This is a genomic window from Pseudoalteromonas sp. A41-2 (genome assembly GCF_015767615.1).
GTDB lineage: Bacteria > Pseudomonadota > Gammaproteobacteria > Enterobacterales > Alteromonadaceae > Pseudoalteromonas > Pseudoalteromonas lipolytica.
Genome location: NZ_CP065231.1, coordinates 718,253 through 738,085 on the forward strand (window position 1 = coordinate 718,253; position 19,833 = coordinate 738,085).

A 19,833-nucleotide genomic window follows, 5' to 3' on the forward strand; every position below is an offset into this window, starting at 1 on the left:
CCTTGAAGCAGGCCGAAGGCAAGTAATTAAAATGGAGACGACAACAATGTCACAAAGTATCTATCCAGTTCCCGCGCATATCAAGAATGCCGCATTAGTTGATAACGATAAATATAATACACTGTACAAGCAATCTATCGATGACCCTGAAGGATTTTGGCGAGAGCATGGTAAGCGTCTTGATTGGTCAACTCCTTATACTAAAGTTAAAAACACATCATTTGACAAAGGCCATATCAATATTCGTTGGTTTGAAGATGGCCAACTTAATGCCTCATATAACTGTATCGACCGTCATCTCGCTGCTAAAGCAAACAAAACAGCCCTTATCTGGGAAGGAGACAACCCAGAGCAAAGCGAAAATATTACCTACCAACAATTGCACGATGAAGTTGCAAAATTAGCAAATGGTCTTAAAAAGCTGGGTGTTGCAAAAGGTGACCGCGTAGCGATTTATATGCCAATGACTCCGCAGGCTGTATATGCCATGCAAGCGTGTGCTCGTATTGGCGCGATTCACTCTGTTGTGTTTGGTGGTTTTTCTCCATCAGCAATCGCTGACCGTATTAATGACTCAGGTGCAAAAGTCGTGATCACATCTGATGAAGGTCGTCGCGCTGGTAACTGCGTGCCATTAAAAGCAAATGTTGATGAAGCGGTATCACAAGATTCAGTAACCACAGTTGAGCATGTGATTGTTCACCAGTTAACTGGCGGTGAAGTAGAGTGGAACAGTCACGACGTATGGTGGCATGATTTAGTGGCAGATTTACCGGCAGATTGTGAACCAGAGCCAATGAATGCTGAAGATCCACTTTTCATTCTTTATACATCGGGCTCTACTGGTCAGCCTAAGGGTGTTGTTCACACTACGGGTGGCTACCTTGTTTACGCATCAATGACCCATGAATATGTATTTGATTTAAAAGAAGACGATATTTTCTGGTGCAGTGCTGATGTTGGTTGGATCACGGGTCACAGTTATATTGCGTATGGCCCATTAGTTAACGGCTGTACACAAGTGGTATTTGAAGGTGTACCCACTTACCCAACTGCAGGTCGTATGGGTGAAGTAATCGACAAACACAATGTCACTATTCTTTACACTGCACCAACCGCTATTCGCGCGTTGATGGCAAAAGGTGATGAGCCAACAGCGACATCAAAACGCACAAGTCTGCGTATTATGGGCTCTGTGGGTGAACCTATTAACCCTGAAGCATGGGCATGGTACTACGAGCATATCGGTAATGAGAATTGCCCAATTGTTGATACTTGGTGGCAAACAGAAACGGGTGGCATCATGATCACACCATTGCCGGGTGCAACAGACATGAAGCCTGGTTCTGCAACTCGTCCATTCTTTGGTATTGCACCTGCGCTTTATGATGCAGAAGGCAATACACTTGAAGGTGCGGTTGACGGTAACTTGGTTATTTTAGATAGCTGGCCTTCACAAGCTCGTACAGTGTATGGTGACCATGAGCGTTTTGAACAAACTTACTTCTCTGCTTACCCTGGTGTTTATTTCACGGGGGATGGTTGTCGCCGTGATGAAGATGGTTATTATTGGATCACTGGGCGTGTTGATGACGTACTGAATGTATCGGGCCACCGCTTAGGTACGGCTGAGATTGAAAGTGCCTTAGTTGCTCATGAAGCCGTTGCTGAGGCTGCCGTGGTGGGTTACCCGCACGACATCAAAGGCCAAGGTATTTACGTGTATATCACGCCAAATGAAGGCGTCACAGTGAGCGATGAATTAACCGCAGAAGTGCGTAACTGGGTTCGTAAAGAGCTAAGTCCTATTGCATCACCAGATATGATTCAATGGTCGCCAGGTTTACCAAAAACACGTTCAGGTAAGATTATGCGTCGAATTTTACGTAAAATTGCCGCTAATGAGCACCAACAGTTGGGTGATACTTCAACACTGGCCGATCCGAGTGTGGTTGATGAGCTAATCGAGAATAGATTAAATCGTTAAAAACGCGTTAAAAACTTGATTAGAAGTTGATTCTAAACGTAGTATATCGGCTGTCACTTAGAAATAGGTGTCAGCCGAATTTATTAGGAGTGAACCATGAGTCAGTTTTTAATAGCGGATGATCATCCGTTATTTCGTGAAGCGCTGAAAGGGGCATTGAGTACTAAGTTTACGGATTTGGAAGTATTTGAATCGGAAAACTTCGATACCACATTGCAAGTGCTAAGCGAACAAGAAGATCTTGATATCTTACTACTAGACCTTCACATGCCAGGAAATGGCGATTTATACGGCCTTATTCGTATTCGCGAAGATTACCCAAGCTTACCGATTGCAGTTGTGTCGGGGAGTGAAGACATAAATATTGTGTCGAAAGTAATGGGATACGGTGCGATGGGATTTATTCCTAAATCATCATCATCGGATGATATCGCAATGGCGATTAATCATATTCTAGAAGGCGATGTGTGGTTACCAGCAGAGCTTAAAGATAAAGTAGCAGCCGTTGATGGCGAAGACAAAGAAATTGCAGCTCAGGTGGCATCACTAACCCCACAACAATACAAAGTGCTGCAGTACCTGCATGAAGGTTTGTTAAATAAGCAAATCGCTTATGAGTTACATATCTCTGAAGCGACAGTAAAAGCACATATTACGGCCATTTTCAGAAAACTTGGCGTATACAACCGTACTCAAGCCGTGCTTATTGCCTCAAAACTTCAACTTGATCCTATTGAATCGAACTAGTCATTAGATAATAAAAATAATAAAGAGGCGAGCAGCCTCTTCATTCATTACTTAAGCAAACACCACGGTTCGATTACCGTTTATAAACAGTTTATGTTCAGAGGCCAACTGTAAGGCTTTGCAAAATACTGTTTTTTCAACATCTTTACCCATTTTTGCCATCATCTCTGCGGTATCCGCATGACTAACATGCGTCACATCTTGCAAAATAATTGGCCCTTCATCGAGTTCGTTATTAACAAAATGAGCGGTTGCACCAATGATTTTTACCCCACGTTCAAAGGCTTGGTGGTAGGGTTTTGCACCAATAAAGGCAGGTAAAAATGAATGGTGAATATTAATAATTTTACCTTCAAAGCGTGCCACAAACTCAGGGCTTAAAATACGCATGTATTTGGCAAGGCCGATAATATCAGGCTGGTAGCTGGCAATTAAATCACCCACTTTTTGGTCATGCTCAGCACGGCTTAAGCCTTCGTGTGAAACTACATGAAACGGCACGCCAAAACCTGCTGCCAATGGCGCTAAGTCTGCATAGTTAGCAATTACAGCTAATACCTCTATATTCAACGCTTTTTCAAATTGTTTAAGTAATACTCCCCCTAAACAATGCGCTTCTTTTGTGGCCAATAAGACGACTTTGGTTTTTTCGCTGCTGTGTAAGGCAAGCTCTGCGCCATCAGGAAGTAGCTCAGCAAGACTTGGTAAAAAGTCATCTGAAATAACCCCGCTTAATTCGGTGCGCATGAAAAAGCGTTGGGCATCTTTGTCTACAAATTCGTTATTACGGGTAATATTCAAATTATGTTGATGACAAAGACCGGTGATCTTGGCAATTAGACCCACATCATCATCGCATTGTGTTGTTAAAATCGTGTTCATAGTCCTCATTCTAATCCCATTTGTGTGAACGTTATTATTTGCTAATTTTTTAGCGCTGCATAGCGCAATTTCGACTATCTAATAATTAATTTTAAACAGACTAGTCTGGCTTTATAACAGTCAAAGCGCTGAAACTATTGATATTACATGCAATAGTGTTGAGGTTTAACCCGATGAGCCAACAACACGTTGTTGTGAATGAAGTGCACGCATCTTATGTGATACGTGAACACAGCCGACAGAGCGTCGTTTTTAAGCAACGTAACTCGGTAAGGGCGAAAATAGCGAGGATAGAGCATGATGGTATAACTTAAACTATAAAATGATGTTTGAGCGAATGGGAGCTGACCCTCGCTAATAGAAAAATACGCGAAACGACCATCGCTTTACTCTTACTAAGTGTTTATTGTATAAACAATGAACGCTTTTATGTTGTTAAAGCAGAGACAAGGATTGGGTATGGATGAAGGTATTGCGTTATTAATATTGCTTGTTTTAGTGGTATTCGGCGGTTCTGTTGCAGGAATAATTGCTTTATTTCAGCTATCTGTTTTAAAAAAAGAAGTCGCGTTATTAAGAGAGAAGCTTGCTGAACCAAGGCCCGATAAGCCGCAAACGGATACTGAATTTCAACAGCATGTACCAAGAACCTCATCACAATCAACAAACACAGCTTCGCATTCAACAATAACAGCAACGATTGATTCGTTGCACGTTGAGCCAATGCTCTCTGCAGCACGGCAGCCTCAGGGGGCGTCTCATGAGCCAATACTTACCCAAGAGAAAGCCGCTCCGTTTGAGTTTATCACTTCTCTTATTTCAGTGTTTAAAACTAATTGGCTGACCTGGGTTGGGGCTATTGCACTTGCTTTTGGCGGAATCTTTTTAGCCCGTTATTCGCTAGAAGCAGGGCTCTTGTCAGAAACGATGCGATTAACTTTAGGCGCTGTTTTTGGGGTAAGTTTAATTGTGGCAGCAGAGTACTTGCACCGTAAAGGAATAGTGTTTGAAGGCTTTAATAACTATATACCGGCAGCGCTTGCCAGTGGCGGCTTTATCAGTTGTTTTGCTTTAACATTACTTGCTTATACCCACTATGCATTATTAGCGCCTTTGCCTGCCTTCGCTATTTTGACATTGGTGTCGTTGGCTGCCAGTTGGATGGCATTGCGCTTTGGTCCTCTGCTTGCGGCTATTGGTATTATTGGTGCTTACAGTGTGCCGGTCTGGGTGAATACAGGGAGTAACGACTTTGTTGGTTTGTTGACCTATGTTGGCTTTGTGAGTGTTTCGGCCTCTTTGGTGGCTCATTATGTGAAACGTCAGTGGCTTTGGTATTTGCTCTGGACTGGACACCTTGGTTGGTATTGGTTAGTGGCAGTAAGCGCTTCACATAATATTCTGTGGTTTATTAACGTATACGCTGTGTTCAGTATCTTTCTACTGATTGCGATTGTGCGTTTGGGTCTTAAGTTTATTCAAATAGAACACCGCCCTCAGCGTTTCATAAAGCAGCTTAAGCAACTACCCGATAATCCATTGCTTATAGCGATTTTAGCGCCGCTTGGTTTTTTGATGTTTAGCAATAATGCGTTACTCACTTGGCAACTTAGTAGTCTGTTAATGGTCAGTGTGCTGTTGTTTTTAGTGCTTAAAAACAGCGCGTGGGATAGTTGGTTAGCGATTGCAGTCGGCTGTGTTGTGCTGTTATTAATTAGCCAGCGTAATAGCGTTGATTTTACCGAGCAGCTTTTTGTGTTTAGGCAAAACTACGGAGTCGGGCTGTTTTTTATCGCGCTGTTTATTAGTTATGGTTTGCTGTTCGCACGCAAATATCCACAGCGGTTAGGATTCTCGCTGATAGCTTCGCTGTCGAGCTTTGTGATTATTGGTTGCTTGTATGCTATTACGCCAAATAATGCGCTTACAGATGCTTATCCGCTCTGGTATACGGTGTTATTGGGGGTCAGTGCACTGTTATTTAAATTAGCGGTGCGTAGCAAGCAGCCCTTACAGGTTTTTTGTTTTTGGTTAGGTGGCAATGGCAACATCAGCTTAGCGCTCACAATGTTGCTTGAAGGAAGTAGTTTGACGCTTGCATTAGCTATGCAGGTTGTATTAATTAGCTTTTATATTAATAAGCATGCACTGCGTTTACCAATGTGGCCATTAAAAGCGTTAATAGCGTGTTTGTTGGTACGCTTAAGCTTAGCACCTTGGACACCAAGTTACAGTGATGCAGTATTGCTTGGCGTTCATTGGAGTATTGTTGTCTATCCTTTGTGTGCTGGGTTATTTTATTGGGCTGCAAGGTTTTGGCAACAGCAGCCATTGAGGGTTTGGTTAGAAGGCGCAGGCTTACACTGTATTGCTTTATTTGTTACCACAGAGACCAGTTATCAATTGGTTGGGCATTATCCTGATTTTAATAACCTGTCAGTGTACGAGCACATCTTGCTTACGTGTAATTGGGGGGTATTAGGGTGTGTATATTTACTGCGTGCTCGGTATACGCAGCAAATGGTAAAACTTTACCAACTAGCGGGGTTAGGATTACTGACACTTGCAGGGTTACTCGCTGCTACTTTATTCATGGAGTTAAATCCTTTCTTTGCACAGATACGCATTGGTCAAATGCCTGTTTTTAACTGGTTACTGCTTGTGTGGTTAGTGCCTGCATTAATATGTGTATGGGCAGGTCAATTAACTAGGTCTATTAATTCCCGTTTACTGAAGCCATTTTATATTTTAGCGGGTGCTTTCACCGCACTGTATATTAATGCAGAAATACGCCATAACTGGCAAGGTGAGTTTATTAACTTAGCGCAGCCTACCTCAGATGCTGAGCTTTATAGCTATTCATTAGTGTGGTTGATCATAGGTGCTTTAGTGGTAGTGATGGGTCATTTAAAGTCATTGGCTACGGTGCAAAAGCTAGGGCTTGGTTTATTAGCGCTGGTGGTATTAAAGGTATTTTTGATTGATATGGCAAATTTAACAGGGCTGTTAAGAGCCGTCTCGTTTATAGGGCTGGGATTATCTTTAGTGGCACTGAGCTGGTTATTTCAAAAGTTTAAGGCAAAGCCCGTTGCTTTGCCTTAATAATGGGGTCATTTAAGTGCTGTGATTAAGCAGCGCTTTTAATTTTGCCGGTTTCACTGGTTTGCTCAAGTAGTGAATATTATCGGCTTTGGTTTGCTGTTTTAGGGCTTCGTCACGCACTGCGGTAATTAAAATGGCAGGAACAGGACTTTGCCAAATCTCTCGAAGTGTTTTTATTAAGGTAATGCCGTCGCAATCATGGCCAAGCTGATAATCCATTAGAATCACGTCGGGTGCGCGATGTTCTTTGGCATACGCAAGTACGGTGTCGACATTTTCAAATAGCTTATAATTTGCTTGCCATTTTTGTAATAAACTTGCCATTGCATGCAGGTTTTCGGGGTCATCATCAACAGCCACAATATTCATGGCTGTACGATTCTCAACGCCTTTTTTCGGTGTCTCTTTTTGTTGTATAAATTGACTGTCTCCGTAGGGTACTTCAATACTAAAGCGACTTCCTTTGCCGGGTGTTGAGCTTACATCGAGACGCAAAGACAAAAGGTCGACCATTCTTTTTACGACCCCAAGACCTAGGCCAACACCTTTATTATCGCCCGCTTCAATGCGGTAAAAGTCATTAAAGATTTTCGCTTGTTCTAGCTCTGAAATGCCAGGGCCGGTATCCCATACCTCGATTCTTAAATGATGTTTTCGTTTGCGACACGCAATCAAAACTTGGCCGCTATTAGTGTATTTAACAGCATTTGAAACAAGATTTTGAACAATACGACGTAAGTAAGTGATGTCGCTATGTACAATAACACCGGTTGATCGCACTTTAAGCTTAAGACCTTTTTCGCTCGACATGATGGCGTATTCATTTTTCAACGGGGCTAAAATGTCATCAATGCTAAAGTGGCGAGGCGTTGGGGTCATTGCGCCTTGTTCTAACTTGGCTATTTCAAGCAGTGCCGACATTAAGTGGACAGTTGAATCGAGGCTTGCCCCCAGTTTTTCAAAGTTATTTAAATTGTTACTTGAAAGCGTCTTATCATCAATTGCCGCCAAGTACAGGCGGGCAGCATTTAGCGGTTGAAGTATGTCGTGACTTGCGAGTGCTAAAAATCGGGTTTTACTGTCGTTAGCTTGCTCGGCCTCTTTTTTAGCTAAAGTAAGTGCTTGCTCAGTTTGTACTCGGCTGTCTATTTGTGCTTGTAGATCTCTATTGATTGTTCGGATTTCTTGCGTGCGTGCTTCAATCCGATTTTCAAGATCCATATTCACTTCTTCAAGGGCATTTTGTGTTTCGATATGCGCTGTAATATCAGAGAAGCTGGTCACAAAGCCGCCATCAGGTAATGGGTTACCTATCATTTCAAATACTTGGCCATTTCGGCGATGACGAATAAAGTGATGTGGACTGCCATTTTTAAGGTGTTGTACACGTTTTTCTACGTGTCGCTCTATTTCACCGGGGCCGCATTCACCGCGTTCGGCGTTGTAGCGAATCACTTCTTCAATGGCTTGACCCACCTCTAAGAACCCTTCGGGGTAGTTAAACATTTCGGCATAACGCTTGTTCCACGCGACTAAATTGAGTTCTTTGTCGACAACCGAAATACCATGGCTGAGGTTTTCAAGTGATGTGAATAATAAGTTTTGATTAAATTGCAGAGCTTGTGTTGTTTCGTCAAAGAAGTTTACCACTTCTTCAAAGGCCATTCGTTTACCAGAAGCGACAGTATGAATAAGCGCTTGCGCCGATGACGCGCCCAATACACCCGTTAAAGCGCGTTCGCAATAGGCGATAAATTCAGGGGCAGGGTGGGCATTATTATCATCTAGCTTGTGCGTTAAAGCGAAATGCGCCAGTACTTGCTGACTGCGTTGAATACCTAAAAAGGTCTGTAGCAGTACTTTAAAGTCGTACACAGTGGCCTTTACATTTTTATTTAAACGCCGTGCAAACACCGCTTGTTCTTTTGGGTTAACAAATGCAGCCGCTTGAATTTTATCAATTAAACGCTCATCAGCCCCTAACGAGAAACTTATATAGCAACCAATATTGGCAAACAACGCAATGAGTGTTCCGCGCGTAATAAGGGTTTGTTGTAGTTCTGCATTTAGGCTATTACCGGCATCTAAAATCGGTAACATGAGGAATAACACCCAACATATAAAGCCTGCAAGTAACCCTGCATATACCCCGTAAGCATGACCTTTACGCCAATATAAGCCACCGACAATGGCAGGGAGTAGTTGAGATACAAGCGAAAATGCAACTAAGCCCATACTGGCGAGGGCTTTGCCATGGCCAAACCACTGTTGATAAAAATAAGACAGGATCAGAATACCGGCAATAGTAAAACGTCTCACCAGTAATATTTGTGATTTGTAGCTACTGGTGATGAGGTTACGTTTAAATTTGCGACGCAACATTAATGGCAACACCACATCATTTGAGATCATAGTACTGAGTGTGAGTGTCGCGACGACAATCATCGCGGTGGCTGCCGATAATCCACCGATAAATACAAAGGTGGTTAAAAACGCATTTTCGTGCATTAAAGGCAGGGCTAATACAAAGCTGTCGGGTGAAAAACCACTGCCGATACCAGGATGGATTGCTGCTGTGGCAATAGGGAAAATCATTGCAGCGGTAAGCAATAAATAAAGCGGAAAAGCCCAGCGGGCGGTATAAAGATGGCGTTTATCTTGGTTATCAACAACGGTTACATGGAATTGTCTTGGTAAACAGATTATTGCCGCCGCGGCCATTAACGATTGACCGATAAAATTAAAGCTAAAAAAGTCAAAATTATGCCAGTGCTGCCACAATGACCCAGTTAACTGCTCGCTTTGTACGGTGTTTAAGTTAAATAACGTGTATAAGGCAAGCCCAGCCACTGCAGCTAAAGCTAATAGTTTCACCATCGATTCGAACGCAACAGCCAGCATTAACCCAGAGCGATATTCAGTAACATCGACCTTACGGGTCCCAAAAAATATTGCAAACATGGCCATAATTAGTGTTGCTGACAGCGCTAACATTGACCCTGAGATACGGTTGTCGTTTTGTAATAATAAAAAGCTACTACTAAGGGCTTTTAATTGCAGCGCGATATAAGGAATGGTCGCCAACAGTGCAATAACTGTGACCATGATTGCTGTTGTTTGTCTTTTTCCATACCGAGCAGAAATAAAATCGGCAATGGTCGTAATATTTTGTTTTTTACTAACAAGTACCAGTTTTCGTAAAAAGCCTTGGCCAAAGAAAAATAACAGCGCAGGACCAATTAAAATAGGAAGGTAATTCCAACTGCTGGTGGCGGCAGTACCGACTGAGCCATAGTAAGTCCACGATGTACAGTAAATCCCTAATGAAAACGAATAAACAAAAGGGTGATGGCTAATGCGTTTAGCCAGAGGCGTGGTTTTATCCCCCCAGTTTGCTAACCAAAACAATACACCAATGTAGGCAAGAGCAACAAAAATAAGCGCAGCAGTCATGTTCAAATTCAGTCATTATTGTAATACCACTACCTTACCAGAATTAAAGCTGATTTCGATGTGTTGATTTTGATTTGTTAAAAATCAATTTTTACAAGTTTATGATATTTAATGCTTAATTTTATTTTGGCCTTTTTATTAGACTAATGTCGCAGATCATTCGTTTTTACTATTTTGGTTATTTCTCTCATTTATATTTGTAGGTTAACTTATTGTTAAATATAGTTTTTTACTATTGATTAACAAAAGGTGCTTTGCAGTTTACGTAAACGTAAACTGGCTGTTACGACTATGGTCTCAATTCCATAATGCCGAACCGTTGCTAACTTAGTTAATGACAACTAATACCACTCATTACTTTTAAGTGATGCATAAGGGGATAAAAATGGCTTTTAAAGATGAAGAACAAGCAAAAGCTTACTGGGCGGAAAACATTTCGCTGCTATTTAAACTGTTAGCAGTGTGGTTTATCGTTTCATTTGGTTTTGGCATTTTATTGGTAGATGTACTGAATGAAGTACGTTTTTTTGGGTTTAAACTCGGCTTCTGGTTCTCCCAGCAAGGCGCAATTTACACCTTTGTAGCTTTGATTTTTGTGTACGTTTTCAAAATGAATACGTTAGATAAAAAATATGGCGTAGACGAATAGGAGCTAAGCAATGGATGTTCAAACACTCACGTTTATTATCGTCGGTTTAAGCTTCGCGCTTTATATCGGCATCGCAATTTGGGCTCGTGCAGGGTCTACTAATGAATTCTATGTTGCAGGTGGTGGCGTTCCTCCTCTTGCAAATGGTATGGCAACAGCAGCTGACTGGATGAGTGCAGCATCGTTTATCTCAATGGCGGGTATTATCTCGTTTGCGGGTTACGATGGGGGTGTTTACCTCATGGGCTGGACGGGTGGTTACGTATTACTGGCGCTGTGTTTAGCACCTTACTTACGTAAGTTTGGTAAGTTCACTGTCCCTGATTTCATTGGTGACCGTTATTACTCACAAACAGCACGTGTGGTTGCAATTTTATGTGCAATCTTTATCTGTTTCACGTACATCGCGGGTCAAATGCGGGGTGTTGGTGTTGTATTCTCTCGCTTCTTAGAAGTGGATATTGAGACCGGTGTTTACATTGGTATGGTGATTGTATTCTTCTATGCTGTTCTTGGCGGCATGAAGGGCATTACTTACACGCAAGTTGCGCAATACTGCGTACTGGTATTTGCTTACCTTGTTCCAGCAATCTTCATTTCAATGATGATGACAGGTCACTTTTTCCCACAAACTGGTTTTGGTGCCACGCTTGCAGATGGTTCTGGTCAATACGTGCTTGATAAATTAGATGGACTGAGTACCGAACTCGGTTTTGCGCAGTACACCGAAGGCTCTAAGAGTATGATCGATGTATTCGCAATCACGGGTGCGCTTATGGTGGGTACTGCGGGTCTACCTCATGTTATCGTACGTTTCTTCACGGTTCCACGTGTTAAAGACACGCGTATCTCTGCGGCATGGACATTAGTATTTATTGCTATCGTTTATACAACTGCACCTGCTGTTGCGTCGTTTGCACGTGTAAACATGATTGATACTATTAACGGTAAAGATGGTAACGGTACAGAGTATGCTGAAGCACCTGCATGGGTTAAAAATTGGGAAAGAACAGGCCTAATCACTTTTAACGATAAAAACGGTGATGGCAAAATGTTCTACTCAGCTGGCAAGATTGATGATCCAAATAGCGCCAACGAAGTGAATGTTGACCGCGACATCATGGTACTTGCTAACCCAGAGATTGCCGACTTACCAGCATGGGTAGTAGCCCTTGTTGCAGCAGGTGGTATTGCGGCAGCACTGTCAACCACTGCGGGTTTGTTATTGGTTATTTCGACCTCGGTATCGCATGACTTGTTAAAACGTACCTTGAAACCAGATATTAGTGATAAGCAAGAACTACTTGCAGCGCGACTTGCTGCGATGGTCGCCATTGTTATCTCAGCGTACTTTGGTATTAACCCGCCTGGATTTGTGGCGTCGGTGGTGGCATTTGCATTCGGTTTAGCGGCTGCAAGTTTCTTCCCGGCGATTATCATGGGTATCTTCTCTAAGAAGATGAACAAAGAAGGTGCGATCGCAGGTATGGTTACAGGTATTACATTCACCGCGGCGTACATTATTTACTTCAAGTTTGTTAGCCCTGAATTAAATGGCCCAGCTAACTGGTTATTTGGTATTTCACCTGAGGGGATTGGTTTAGTGGGTATGATTATTAACTTTGCAGTAGCAGGTATCGTACTTAAACTAACAGCTGAAACACCTGTTGAAATTCAAGAAATGGTGGAAGGCATTCGTAACCCTAAAGGGTCAAGTGCAGCGCACGCACACTAACAAAGTGGTACTAAAAGAACACACTTTTGATAAACCCAAAGCCCGACTTAAGTCGGGCTTTTTATTTTTTTAAAACAGGGGTAGTGTAGTTATTAGCCTCACTTAATTTCGAGAATAGCTATGAATGCAGAGCAACAGGAAGTCGCCCAATTTGTAATTAATCAAACCCCGTTTAATCAGCTCGATTCGGCGGCAAGCGAGTATTTTGTTAATCACCTCGATATTATTTACCTCACACGAGAAAACCAAAATAAATGGTTATGCTCTGACAATCCGAGATTATTTCTAATTCGCTCAGGAGATTATGACCTAGTCGATGCAAAAGGGGATGTGATCACGAAGCTCTCTGCAGGGGATTATTTTGGCTTTCCCTCTTTGCTAACGGGGGAGGCTATTCAAAATAGTCTCTCGGTGCAAAAAGAAGGCATTGTTTATATGCTGGACCAAGCGTCTTTTGATTATTTACGCCGCGAGTACAAAGTGTTTGAGCAATACTTTGTCCGTGCTCATAAGAATCGTTTGTTGTCATCGCATTATAAGAGTCAAAACGACAGTTGGTCTGAGAAGAAAATAGCAGAGTTAATGAACCGCAAAGCGGTAACTCTTTCGCCTGATGCGAGTATTCGCCAAACAGCCAAAAAAATGAAGCAGCAGGGTGTTTCATCAATAATGTTGACTGAGAACGAGCGCTTAGTAGGGGTGGTAACAGACCGAGATCTTCGTAATCGCGTGCTTGCTGATGAGGTTGACCCACACGAGTCTGTGAGCACGATTATGACTTGTAAGCCAAAGTTTATTTTTGAGAATAATCGGGTGTTCTCAGCGCTGCACTTAATGCTCAAACACAATATTCATCATTTACCTGTGCTCGATGAATATCATAAGCCCTTAGGCATGTTGACCAGTACTGATTTACTGCGTCAGCAAAAAAGCGACCCAGTGCAATTAATTGGACGCATATATAAAGCCCACTCTGTGGTTGATTTAAAGCGCTATTCGCAAGAGATCCCCAGCTTATTAAAAGGCTTTTCGAATAATATTGATGATATATCGCTTATCGGTAAGTTATTAAGTGGTTTAACCGATGCGTTAACTTCGCGCTTAATTCATTTATTTCAAGAAGATAACGGCGCTGCCCCCAGTCACTTTAGTTTTATTTGTTTTGGCTCACAAGCCCGTGAAGAGCAAACCCTGCATTCTGACCAAGATAATGGTTTACTTTTACCTGATGATTTAACAACAGAGCAGCAAGACTACTTTAAACGCATGGGGGAGTTTGTGTGTGAGCAGTTGGTTGAATGCGGTATTAAACGTTGTCCAGGTAACATTATGGCCAGTAATGCACAGTGTCGAATGGGCATCAGTGAGTGGTGTGAACGCTTTTATAAATGGATCACATCGCCGACTCCAGAAGCCATGTTAAATTGTAAAATCTACTTTGATTTACGCTTTATTGAGGGCTCAATGTCGCTGTACACGCGTTTTTATGAGCAATTAAAACGTATCTCTAAAAATGATTTATTTTATGCTGCTATGGCGAGTGATATTAAAAATACTCATGTGCCCATTGGGTTATTTAACCAATTTAAATTAGAAAAAGATGCGAAACAGCACAAGTACCTTGATTTAAAAAAACGCGGCGTGGTGATTATTAACGATATAGTGCGTTTGTATTCACTCAAAGCGGGTATTCAGCGGGCGAATACCCAAGAGCGTTTGGATGCACTGCTGAAGTATTCTTTACTTAATAAAGACGATGTTTATAACTTAAAAGATTGTTGGCGTTTCTTAACGCAGCTGCGCTTACGCACACAAATAAATGAAGAAGGCTTACCGAGCAATTGTATTAACCCCAATACCTTGAATTCTTTAGAACGCCATCAATTAAAAGAAGCCTTTTATTTAGTTAAACAAGCTCAGCAAGCCGCCGCTTTTAAGTTTGCGCGTGGCAGCTTATGAGGATAACTGATGGTTAAACGTTGGCTCAGTCGTTATATGGCTCGCAAACAATTATTGGCAGCTGATGCCTATAAAGAACGTTACGTTGTGATAGATATGGAACTAACGGGGCTTGATCCCCGCCAACATGAAATTGTCTCGGTGGCATGGGTGATGATAGAAGACCAGTGCATTAAAATGAGTGGGGCACAGCACATAATTAATAAAGACGTACAGAGCCTAGAGCAAAGCCCTATTTATCACGGCATTGCCAAGCAAGATATCGATAGCGGTGAAAGCCTTGAAGCAATTCTTGCTAAGCTTCACCAACACGTTGATGACTGTATTTTAGTTTTTCATAACGCGACGCTTGATTGGGGGTTTTTAAAACAAGCGTGCCGTAAACTAGGCTTAGAAGCTAAAGCGCGGTTAATTCTTGATACGTTCGTTATTGAAAAAAAGCGTCTCCATCAGCAAGGCCATGAAATAGGCCACGATGACCTAACATTAAGCGAGTGCCGTAAACGCTATGGCTTACCTCATTACAGCTCTCACCATGCTTTAACCGATGCCATGGCCACCGCCGAGCTTTTTTTAGCGCAGTGCCATCAAATCAGTCGGGGTAAAGCCTTAAAAGTGGGGGAGTTGCTGTAATGTGTTATGCTCATCGCTAAGTTAGACAACAAACGGAATTGGTATGGATAAATTAGAATTAACAGTGCCGCCAATTATTCAAGTCGTGATATTCGCTGCCATAATGTGGATGTTAGCTGATGTGTTGGCACCTTTTAGTATGACGCTTGCCGTTTTGTTACCTGTGGCAGTGATCACCGCGTTAATTGGGGTCGCTTTCTCTTTATGGGGTGTTTATGAGTTTCACTCTGCTGGCACGACGGTCGATCCGAGATTGCCTGAGGAGTCGGCAAGCCTTGTCACTCATGGAGCCTATAAAGTTAGTCGAAACCCGATGTATGTCGGTTTCTTACTTATTTTAATTGGGTGGGGTATTTATTTGGGGAATATCGTAAATATTATGCTGCCTGTGGTGTTTGTCCTTTACATGAATCGATTTCAAATAGTGCCTGAAGAGAGGTACATGCAGCAAAAGTTTGGGCATGAATATAGTGAATATAAAAAAGCAGTTCGTCGATGGATATAACAATCAAAGCTGAATAAGACTAGGGACTGCTGAAGACTGTATTTTTCAATTATCGCCACCACGACTTTACACCACTTTATTTAAGTGCTCCCTCTTATAAAAAAGAGTAAGGTCGATTACCAAAACCAGGGTCATCTAAAACACCTAAAACCACTTTATTTTATCTTGCCCTTTTATAAAAAAGTGTAAGGTCGATTACCAAAACCAGCGTCATCTAAAACACCTAAAACCACTTTATTTAAGCGCACCCTCTTATAAAAAAGTGTAAGGTCGATTACTAAAACCAGGGTCATCTAAAACACCTAAAACCACTTTATTTAAGCACACCCTCTTATAAAAAAGTGTAAGGTCGATTACCAAAACCAGCGTCATCTAAAACACCTAAAACCACTTTATTTTAGCTTGCCCTCTTATAAAAAAGTGTAAGGTCGATTACAATACCGTCATCTAAAAGGCAGCTGTCTTTATCTGCAAGCAAATAGAGTGGATTTTCTTCTTCATGGCAATCAAACTTGCAATCAATGGTTTTGGTCGTATTGGGCGTAATATTGTCCGAGCCCTTTATGAATCAGGGCTTGAAGATCAAATCAAAATTGTCGCTATTAACGAATTAGCTGACCCTAAGGGCATTGCCCATCTCCTTAAGTACGATACATCCCACGGTCGTTTTTCGTTTCCTGTTAATTTAGGTGAAGATACGCTAACAGTCGCAGGTGACTCTATTGCGCTATTTGCCGAAGAGAATCCGGCAGAATTGCCCTGGCAAACCCTTGATGTCGATGTTGTACTTGAATGCACGGGTGTTTATCACTCGCGTGAACATGCTAAGTTACATTTAAATGCAGGGGCTAAAAAAGTACTTTTTTCGCAACCTGCAGATGCCGACGTTGATGCAACCATTGTGTATGGTATCAACGACGATGAATTAAAAGCAGCGCATACAATTGTTTCTAATGGCTCATGTACAACTAACTGTATTGTGCCTGTGATTAAAGTATTAGATGATGCATTTTCTATTGAATCTGGGGCAATCACGACAATTCATGCCTCGATGCATGATCAACAAGTGATCGACGCTTATCATCATGATTTACGTCGTACCCGTGCGGCAAGCCAGTCTATTATTCCTGTAGATACAAAACTTGCCCGTGGTATCGAACGTATTTTACCTAAGTTTCATGGCCGCTTTGAAGCCATTGCCGTGCGTGTACCGACGATTAACGTCACCGCGATGGACTTAAGCGTCACGGTAAACACTGATGTTGATTTAGGCGACGTTAATCAAGCACTTAAGTTAGCAGCAAAAGATCGCCTTGAAGGGATTTTAAGTTACACTGAAGAGCCGCTGGTGTCGGTAGATTTTAATCATGACTCACATTCTTGTATCATAGATGGCACTCAGACACGTGTTAGTCATAAACGACTGATAAAGTTGTTAGTGTGGTGCGATAATGAGTGGGGATTTGCGAATCGTATGCTCGATACAGCGCGTGCGATGATGGCTGTAAGCCAATAACTTATAACTATAATTTAGTATCGTTAACAAAGGAGAAGTCCATGTCGGTCATTAAAATGGCAGATTTAGATTTAAACGGCAAACGCGTGTTAATTCGTGAAGATTTAAATGTGCCTGTAAAAGAAGGTAAAGTGACCTCTGATGCACGTATTCGTGCAGCATTACCTACTATTAAATTAGCGTTAGAAAAAGGCGCAAAAGTAATGGTGATGTCACACCTTGGCCGCCCTACGGAAGGGGAATATGATGAAGCGTTTTCACTCGCCCCTGTCGTTAATTATTTAAATGATGCGCTTGAGCAAACGGTTCGTCTTGAAAAAGATTACCTTGATGGCGTTGACGTGGCAGATAATGAAGTGGTTGTTTTTGAAAACGTACGTTTTAACGTAGGTGAAAAGAAAAATGATGAAGCATTATCTAAAAAGCTAGCTGCATTATGTGATGTTTACGTGATGGATGCATTTGGTACGGCTCACCGTGCACAAGCATCAACGCACGGTGTTGGTTTATTTGCCGATGTAGCGTGTGCAGGCCCACTTTTAGCCGCAGAGCTAGACGCTTTGGGTAAAGCGCTTGATAACCCTGCGCGTCCTTTAGTGGCTATCGTTGGTGGCTCTAAAGTGTCGACTAAGTTAACCGTACTTGATTCACTATCAACAGTGGTTGATCAACTTGTTACGGGTGGAGGTATTGCAAATACTTTCATCGCAGCAGCTGGTCACCCTGTAGGCAAGTCTTTATTTGAAGCTGACTTAATTGACGAAGCAAATAAATTAAGTGCCGCTGCAAAAGCAAATAATGGTGAAATTCCAGTGCCAACTGATGTTGTTGTTGGTAATGAGTTCTCAGAATCGGCTGTTGCGACATTGAAAGATGTGAATGAAGTAACCGATGAAGATATGATTTTCGATATTGGCCCAGATACAGCGAAACAGCTTGCAGATATTATTGCAAAAGCAGGCACGGTTGTGTGGAATGGTCCAGTTGGCGTATTTGAATTTGACCAATTTGGTAATGGCACGCGTGCGATTGCTGAAGCTATCGCAAATTCAAGCGCATTCTCAATTGCGGGCGGCGGTGATACGCTTGCTGCGATTGATAAATACGGCATTGCCGATAAAGTGTCTTACATTTCAACAGGTGGTGGTGCTTTCCTTGAATTTTTAGAAGGGAAAAAATTACCAGCAGTTGCTATGCTAGAAGAGCGTGCTAAGTAATTAGTACGAACACCAGCGTGGTTATTTAATTACGCTGGTTTGGCTGTTTATAAAATACCTCTCACCCTTATTTTATAGACAGTTTTTGCGGTAAGCGATGGCTTCTCGTGATGCAGTGATGCATCAAAAAATAATTTATCCGTTCAAACTAGATGGTAGGAAACTACTGTCGATACAATTTGGAGAATACCAAATGGCTTTAATCAGTATGCGACAACTTCTTGATCATGCAGCTGAACATGGTTATGGCGTACCAGCGTTTAACGTTAATAACCAAGAGCAAATGCGTGCAATTATGGAAGCAGCTGACAAAACTAACAGCCCAGTAATCGTACAAGGCTCAGCTGGCGCACGTGCATATGCTGGCGCCCCTTTTATTCGTCATATGATTTTAGCAGCTGTTGAAGAATGGCCACATATCCCTGTCGTTATGCACCAAGACCACGGTACGTCACCTGGTGTGTGTCAACGTTCTATTCAATTAGGCTTTTCATCAGTCATGATGGATGGTTCATTGATGTCTGATGGTAAAACACCTTCAAGCTATGAGTACAACGTAGAAGTTACTCGTCAAACAGTTGAAATGGCGCACGCGTGTGGCGTATCAGTTGAAGGCGAGCTAGGTGTACTCGGTTCTCTTGAAACTGGTGAAGCGGGTGAAGAAGATGGCGTAGGCGCAGAAGGCAAGCTTACAACAGATCAAATGCTAACAGATCCTGAAGAAGCGGCTGACTTCGTTCGTAAAACTCACGTTGATGCACTGGCAATTGCGTGTGGTACATCACATGGTGCATACAAGTTCACGCGTCCACCAACAGACGATATTTTAGCGATTGATCGCATCAAAGAAATTCACGCGCGTATTCCTAACACACACTTAGTTATGCATGGTTCGTCTTCAGTGCCGCAAGAATGGTTAGAAGTAATTAACCAATACGGTGGTGAGATCCCTGAAACTTATGGTGTGCCAGTTGAGCAGATCATCGAAGGTATCAAGTATGGCGTGCGTAAAGTGAATATCGATACCGATTTACGTTTAGCATCAACAGGTGCCATTCGTCGTCACCTTGCACTAAACCCTGCGAATTTCGATCCGCGTAAATATTTAGCTGAAGCAACGAAAGCGATGACAGAAATTTGTGTTGCTCGCTATGAAGCATTTGGCACAGCAGGTCAAGCAGGTAAGATCAAACCTATCTCATTAGATGATATGCACCTGAAATACTTATCAGGTGAACTTGATCCTAAAATCAAGTAATTGATACTAATATAAAAAACCGGCTTTAATTGCCGGTTTTTTATTGCCTCGATCTTAACGGATCAGTGTTTTACTTACTGTTTATTTTAAGATCATTGTTTTACTAACCATAAATAGCCCGGATCATTATTTTACTAGTTTTAGGATGATCATTGCCTATTTTTGTTTAACTTTTAAACAAGCGGGTAAC

Annotated in this window: 13 protein-coding genes; 11 read left to right on the top strand and 2 right to left on the bottom strand. The window is 42.1% G+C overall.

Annotated features, from left to right (window positions below):
- Positions 1-46: 46 nt before the first annotated feature.
- Both acs and IT970_RS03440 read left to right on the top strand, forming a co-directional pair.
- Entirely contained in the window at positions 47-1,987 is a 1,941-nt protein-coding gene (gene acs / locus IT970_RS03435) for an acetate--CoA ligase (RefSeq protein WP_180311371.1), read from the top strand.
- 96 nt (positions 1,988-2,083) lie between these two features.
- Positions 2,084-2,734 carry a response regulator transcription factor gene (locus IT970_RS03440; protein ID WP_036970789.1) on the top strand — a complete coding sequence of 217 codons (651 nt, stop codon included), beginning with the start codon at positions 2,084-2,086 and terminating at the stop codon, positions 2,732-2,734.
- Between the two features lie 51 nt (positions 2,735-2,785).
- On the opposite strand, the gene purU is transcribed toward IT970_RS03440, so the two are convergent.
- On the bottom strand, positions 2,786-3,616 hold the full coding sequence (purU, locus tag IT970_RS03445; protein ID WP_074988871.1) for a formyltetrahydrofolate deformylase: 831 nt from the start codon (positions 3,614-3,616) through the stop codon (positions 2,786-2,788).
- Between the two features lie 459 nt (positions 3,617-4,075).
- Between purU and IT970_RS03450 the strand changes: the two genes are divergently transcribed.
- Positions 4,076-6,718 carry a DUF2339 domain-containing protein gene (locus tag IT970_RS03450; RefSeq protein ID WP_196857608.1) on the top strand — a complete coding sequence of 881 codons (2,643 nt, stop codon included), beginning with the start codon at positions 4,076-4,078 and terminating at the stop codon, positions 6,716-6,718.
- A gap of 12 nt (positions 6,719-6,730) precedes the next feature.
- On the opposite strand, the gene IT970_RS03455 is transcribed toward IT970_RS03450, so the two are convergent.
- On the bottom strand, positions 6,731-10,171 hold the full coding sequence (locus IT970_RS03455) for a PAS domain-containing hybrid sensor histidine kinase/response regulator (protein ID WP_065978042.1): 3,441 nt from the start codon (positions 10,169-10,171) through the stop codon (positions 6,731-6,733).
- Positions 10,172-10,556: 385 nt separating this feature from the next.
- Here IT970_RS03455 and IT970_RS03460 point away from each other — a divergent pair, with 385 nt between their 5' ends.
- From IT970_RS03460 to fba, 8 genes are all read left to right on the top strand, one after another.
- Positions 10,557-10,820 (top strand): DUF4212 domain-containing protein, encoded by a 264-nt coding sequence (locus IT970_RS03460; protein ID WP_036970763.1) that lies wholly within the window; start codon positions 10,557-10,559, stop codon positions 10,818-10,820.
- Between the two features lie 10 nt (positions 10,821-10,830).
- Positions 10,831-12,555 (top strand): sodium:solute symporter family protein, encoded by a 1,725-nt coding sequence (locus IT970_RS03465; protein WP_036970761.1) that lies wholly within the window; start codon positions 10,831-10,833, stop codon positions 12,553-12,555.
- Between the two features lie 120 nt (positions 12,556-12,675).
- Positions 12,676-14,514: a DUF294 nucleotidyltransferase-like domain-containing protein gene (locus tag IT970_RS03470; RefSeq protein WP_065978043.1), complete on the top strand. Its 1,839-nt coding sequence runs from the start codon at positions 12,676-12,678 to the stop codon at positions 14,512-14,514.
- A 9-nt stretch (positions 14,515-14,523) separates the two neighbouring features.
- Positions 14,524-15,147, top strand: coding sequence for a 3'-5' exonuclease (locus tag IT970_RS03475; protein ID WP_036970755.1), 624 nt, complete (start codon positions 14,524-14,526; stop codon positions 15,145-15,147).
- Positions 15,148-15,190: 43 nt separating this feature from the next.
- Positions 15,191-15,652, top strand: a complete 462-nt coding sequence (locus tag IT970_RS03480) for a methyltransferase family protein (RefSeq protein WP_118844028.1) — start codon at positions 15,191-15,193, stop codon at positions 15,650-15,652.
- 499 nt (positions 15,653-16,151) lie between these two features.
- On the top strand, positions 16,152-17,168 hold the full coding sequence (gene epd, locus IT970_RS03485) for an erythrose-4-phosphate dehydrogenase (protein WP_118844029.1): 1,017 nt from the start codon (positions 16,152-16,154) through the stop codon (positions 17,166-17,168).
- A gap of 41 nt (positions 17,169-17,209) precedes the next feature.
- Complete coding sequence (locus tag IT970_RS03490) at positions 17,210-18,385, top strand: phosphoglycerate kinase (protein WP_036970748.1); 1,176 nt, start codon at positions 17,210-17,212, stop codon at positions 18,383-18,385.
- Positions 18,386-18,578: 193 nt separating this feature from the next.
- On the top strand, positions 18,579-19,643 hold the full coding sequence (fba, locus tag IT970_RS03495) for a class II fructose-bisphosphate aldolase (RefSeq protein ID WP_036970746.1): 1,065 nt from the start codon (positions 18,579-18,581) through the stop codon (positions 19,641-19,643).
- Positions 19,644-19,833 lie beyond the last annotated feature (190 nt).

Coding starts and splice junctions, on each gene's coding strand:
- epd (WP_118844029.1), top strand. CDS start 16,152: ATGGCAATCAAACTTGCAATCAATGGTTTTGGTCGTATTGGGCGTAAT.
- acs (WP_180311371.1), top strand. CDS start 47: ATGTCACAAAGTATCTATCCAGTTCCCGCGCATATCAAGAATGCCGCA.
- IT970_RS03460 (WP_036970763.1), top strand. CDS start 10,557: ATGGCTTTTAAAGATGAAGAACAAGCAAAAGCTTACTGGGCGGAAAAC.
- IT970_RS03480 (WP_118844028.1), top strand. CDS start 15,191: ATGGATAAATTAGAATTAACAGTGCCGCCAATTATTCAAGTCGTGATA.
- IT970_RS03455 (WP_065978042.1), bottom strand. CDS start 10,171: ATGACTGCTGCGCTTATTTTTGTTGCTCTTGCCTACATTGGTGTATTG.
- IT970_RS03490 (WP_036970748.1), top strand. CDS start 17,210: ATGTCGGTCATTAAAATGGCAGATTTAGATTTAAACGGCAAACGCGTG.
- IT970_RS03440 (WP_036970789.1), top strand. CDS start 2,084: ATGAGTCAGTTTTTAATAGCGGATGATCATCCGTTATTTCGTGAAGCG.
- IT970_RS03475 (WP_036970755.1), top strand. CDS start 14,524: ATGGTTAAACGTTGGCTCAGTCGTTATATGGCTCGCAAACAATTATTG.
- IT970_RS03470 (WP_065978043.1), top strand. CDS start 12,676: ATGAATGCAGAGCAACAGGAAGTCGCCCAATTTGTAATTAATCAAACC.
- IT970_RS03450 (WP_196857608.1), top strand. CDS start 4,076: ATGGATGAAGGTATTGCGTTATTAATATTGCTTGTTTTAGTGGTATTC.
- fba (WP_036970746.1), top strand. CDS start 18,579: ATGGCTTTAATCAGTATGCGACAACTTCTTGATCATGCAGCTGAACAT.
- purU (WP_074988871.1), bottom strand. CDS start 3,616: ATGAACACGATTTTAACAACACAATGCGATGATGATGTGGGTCTAATT.
- IT970_RS03465 (WP_036970761.1), top strand. CDS start 10,831: ATGGATGTTCAAACACTCACGTTTATTATCGTCGGTTTAAGCTTCGCG.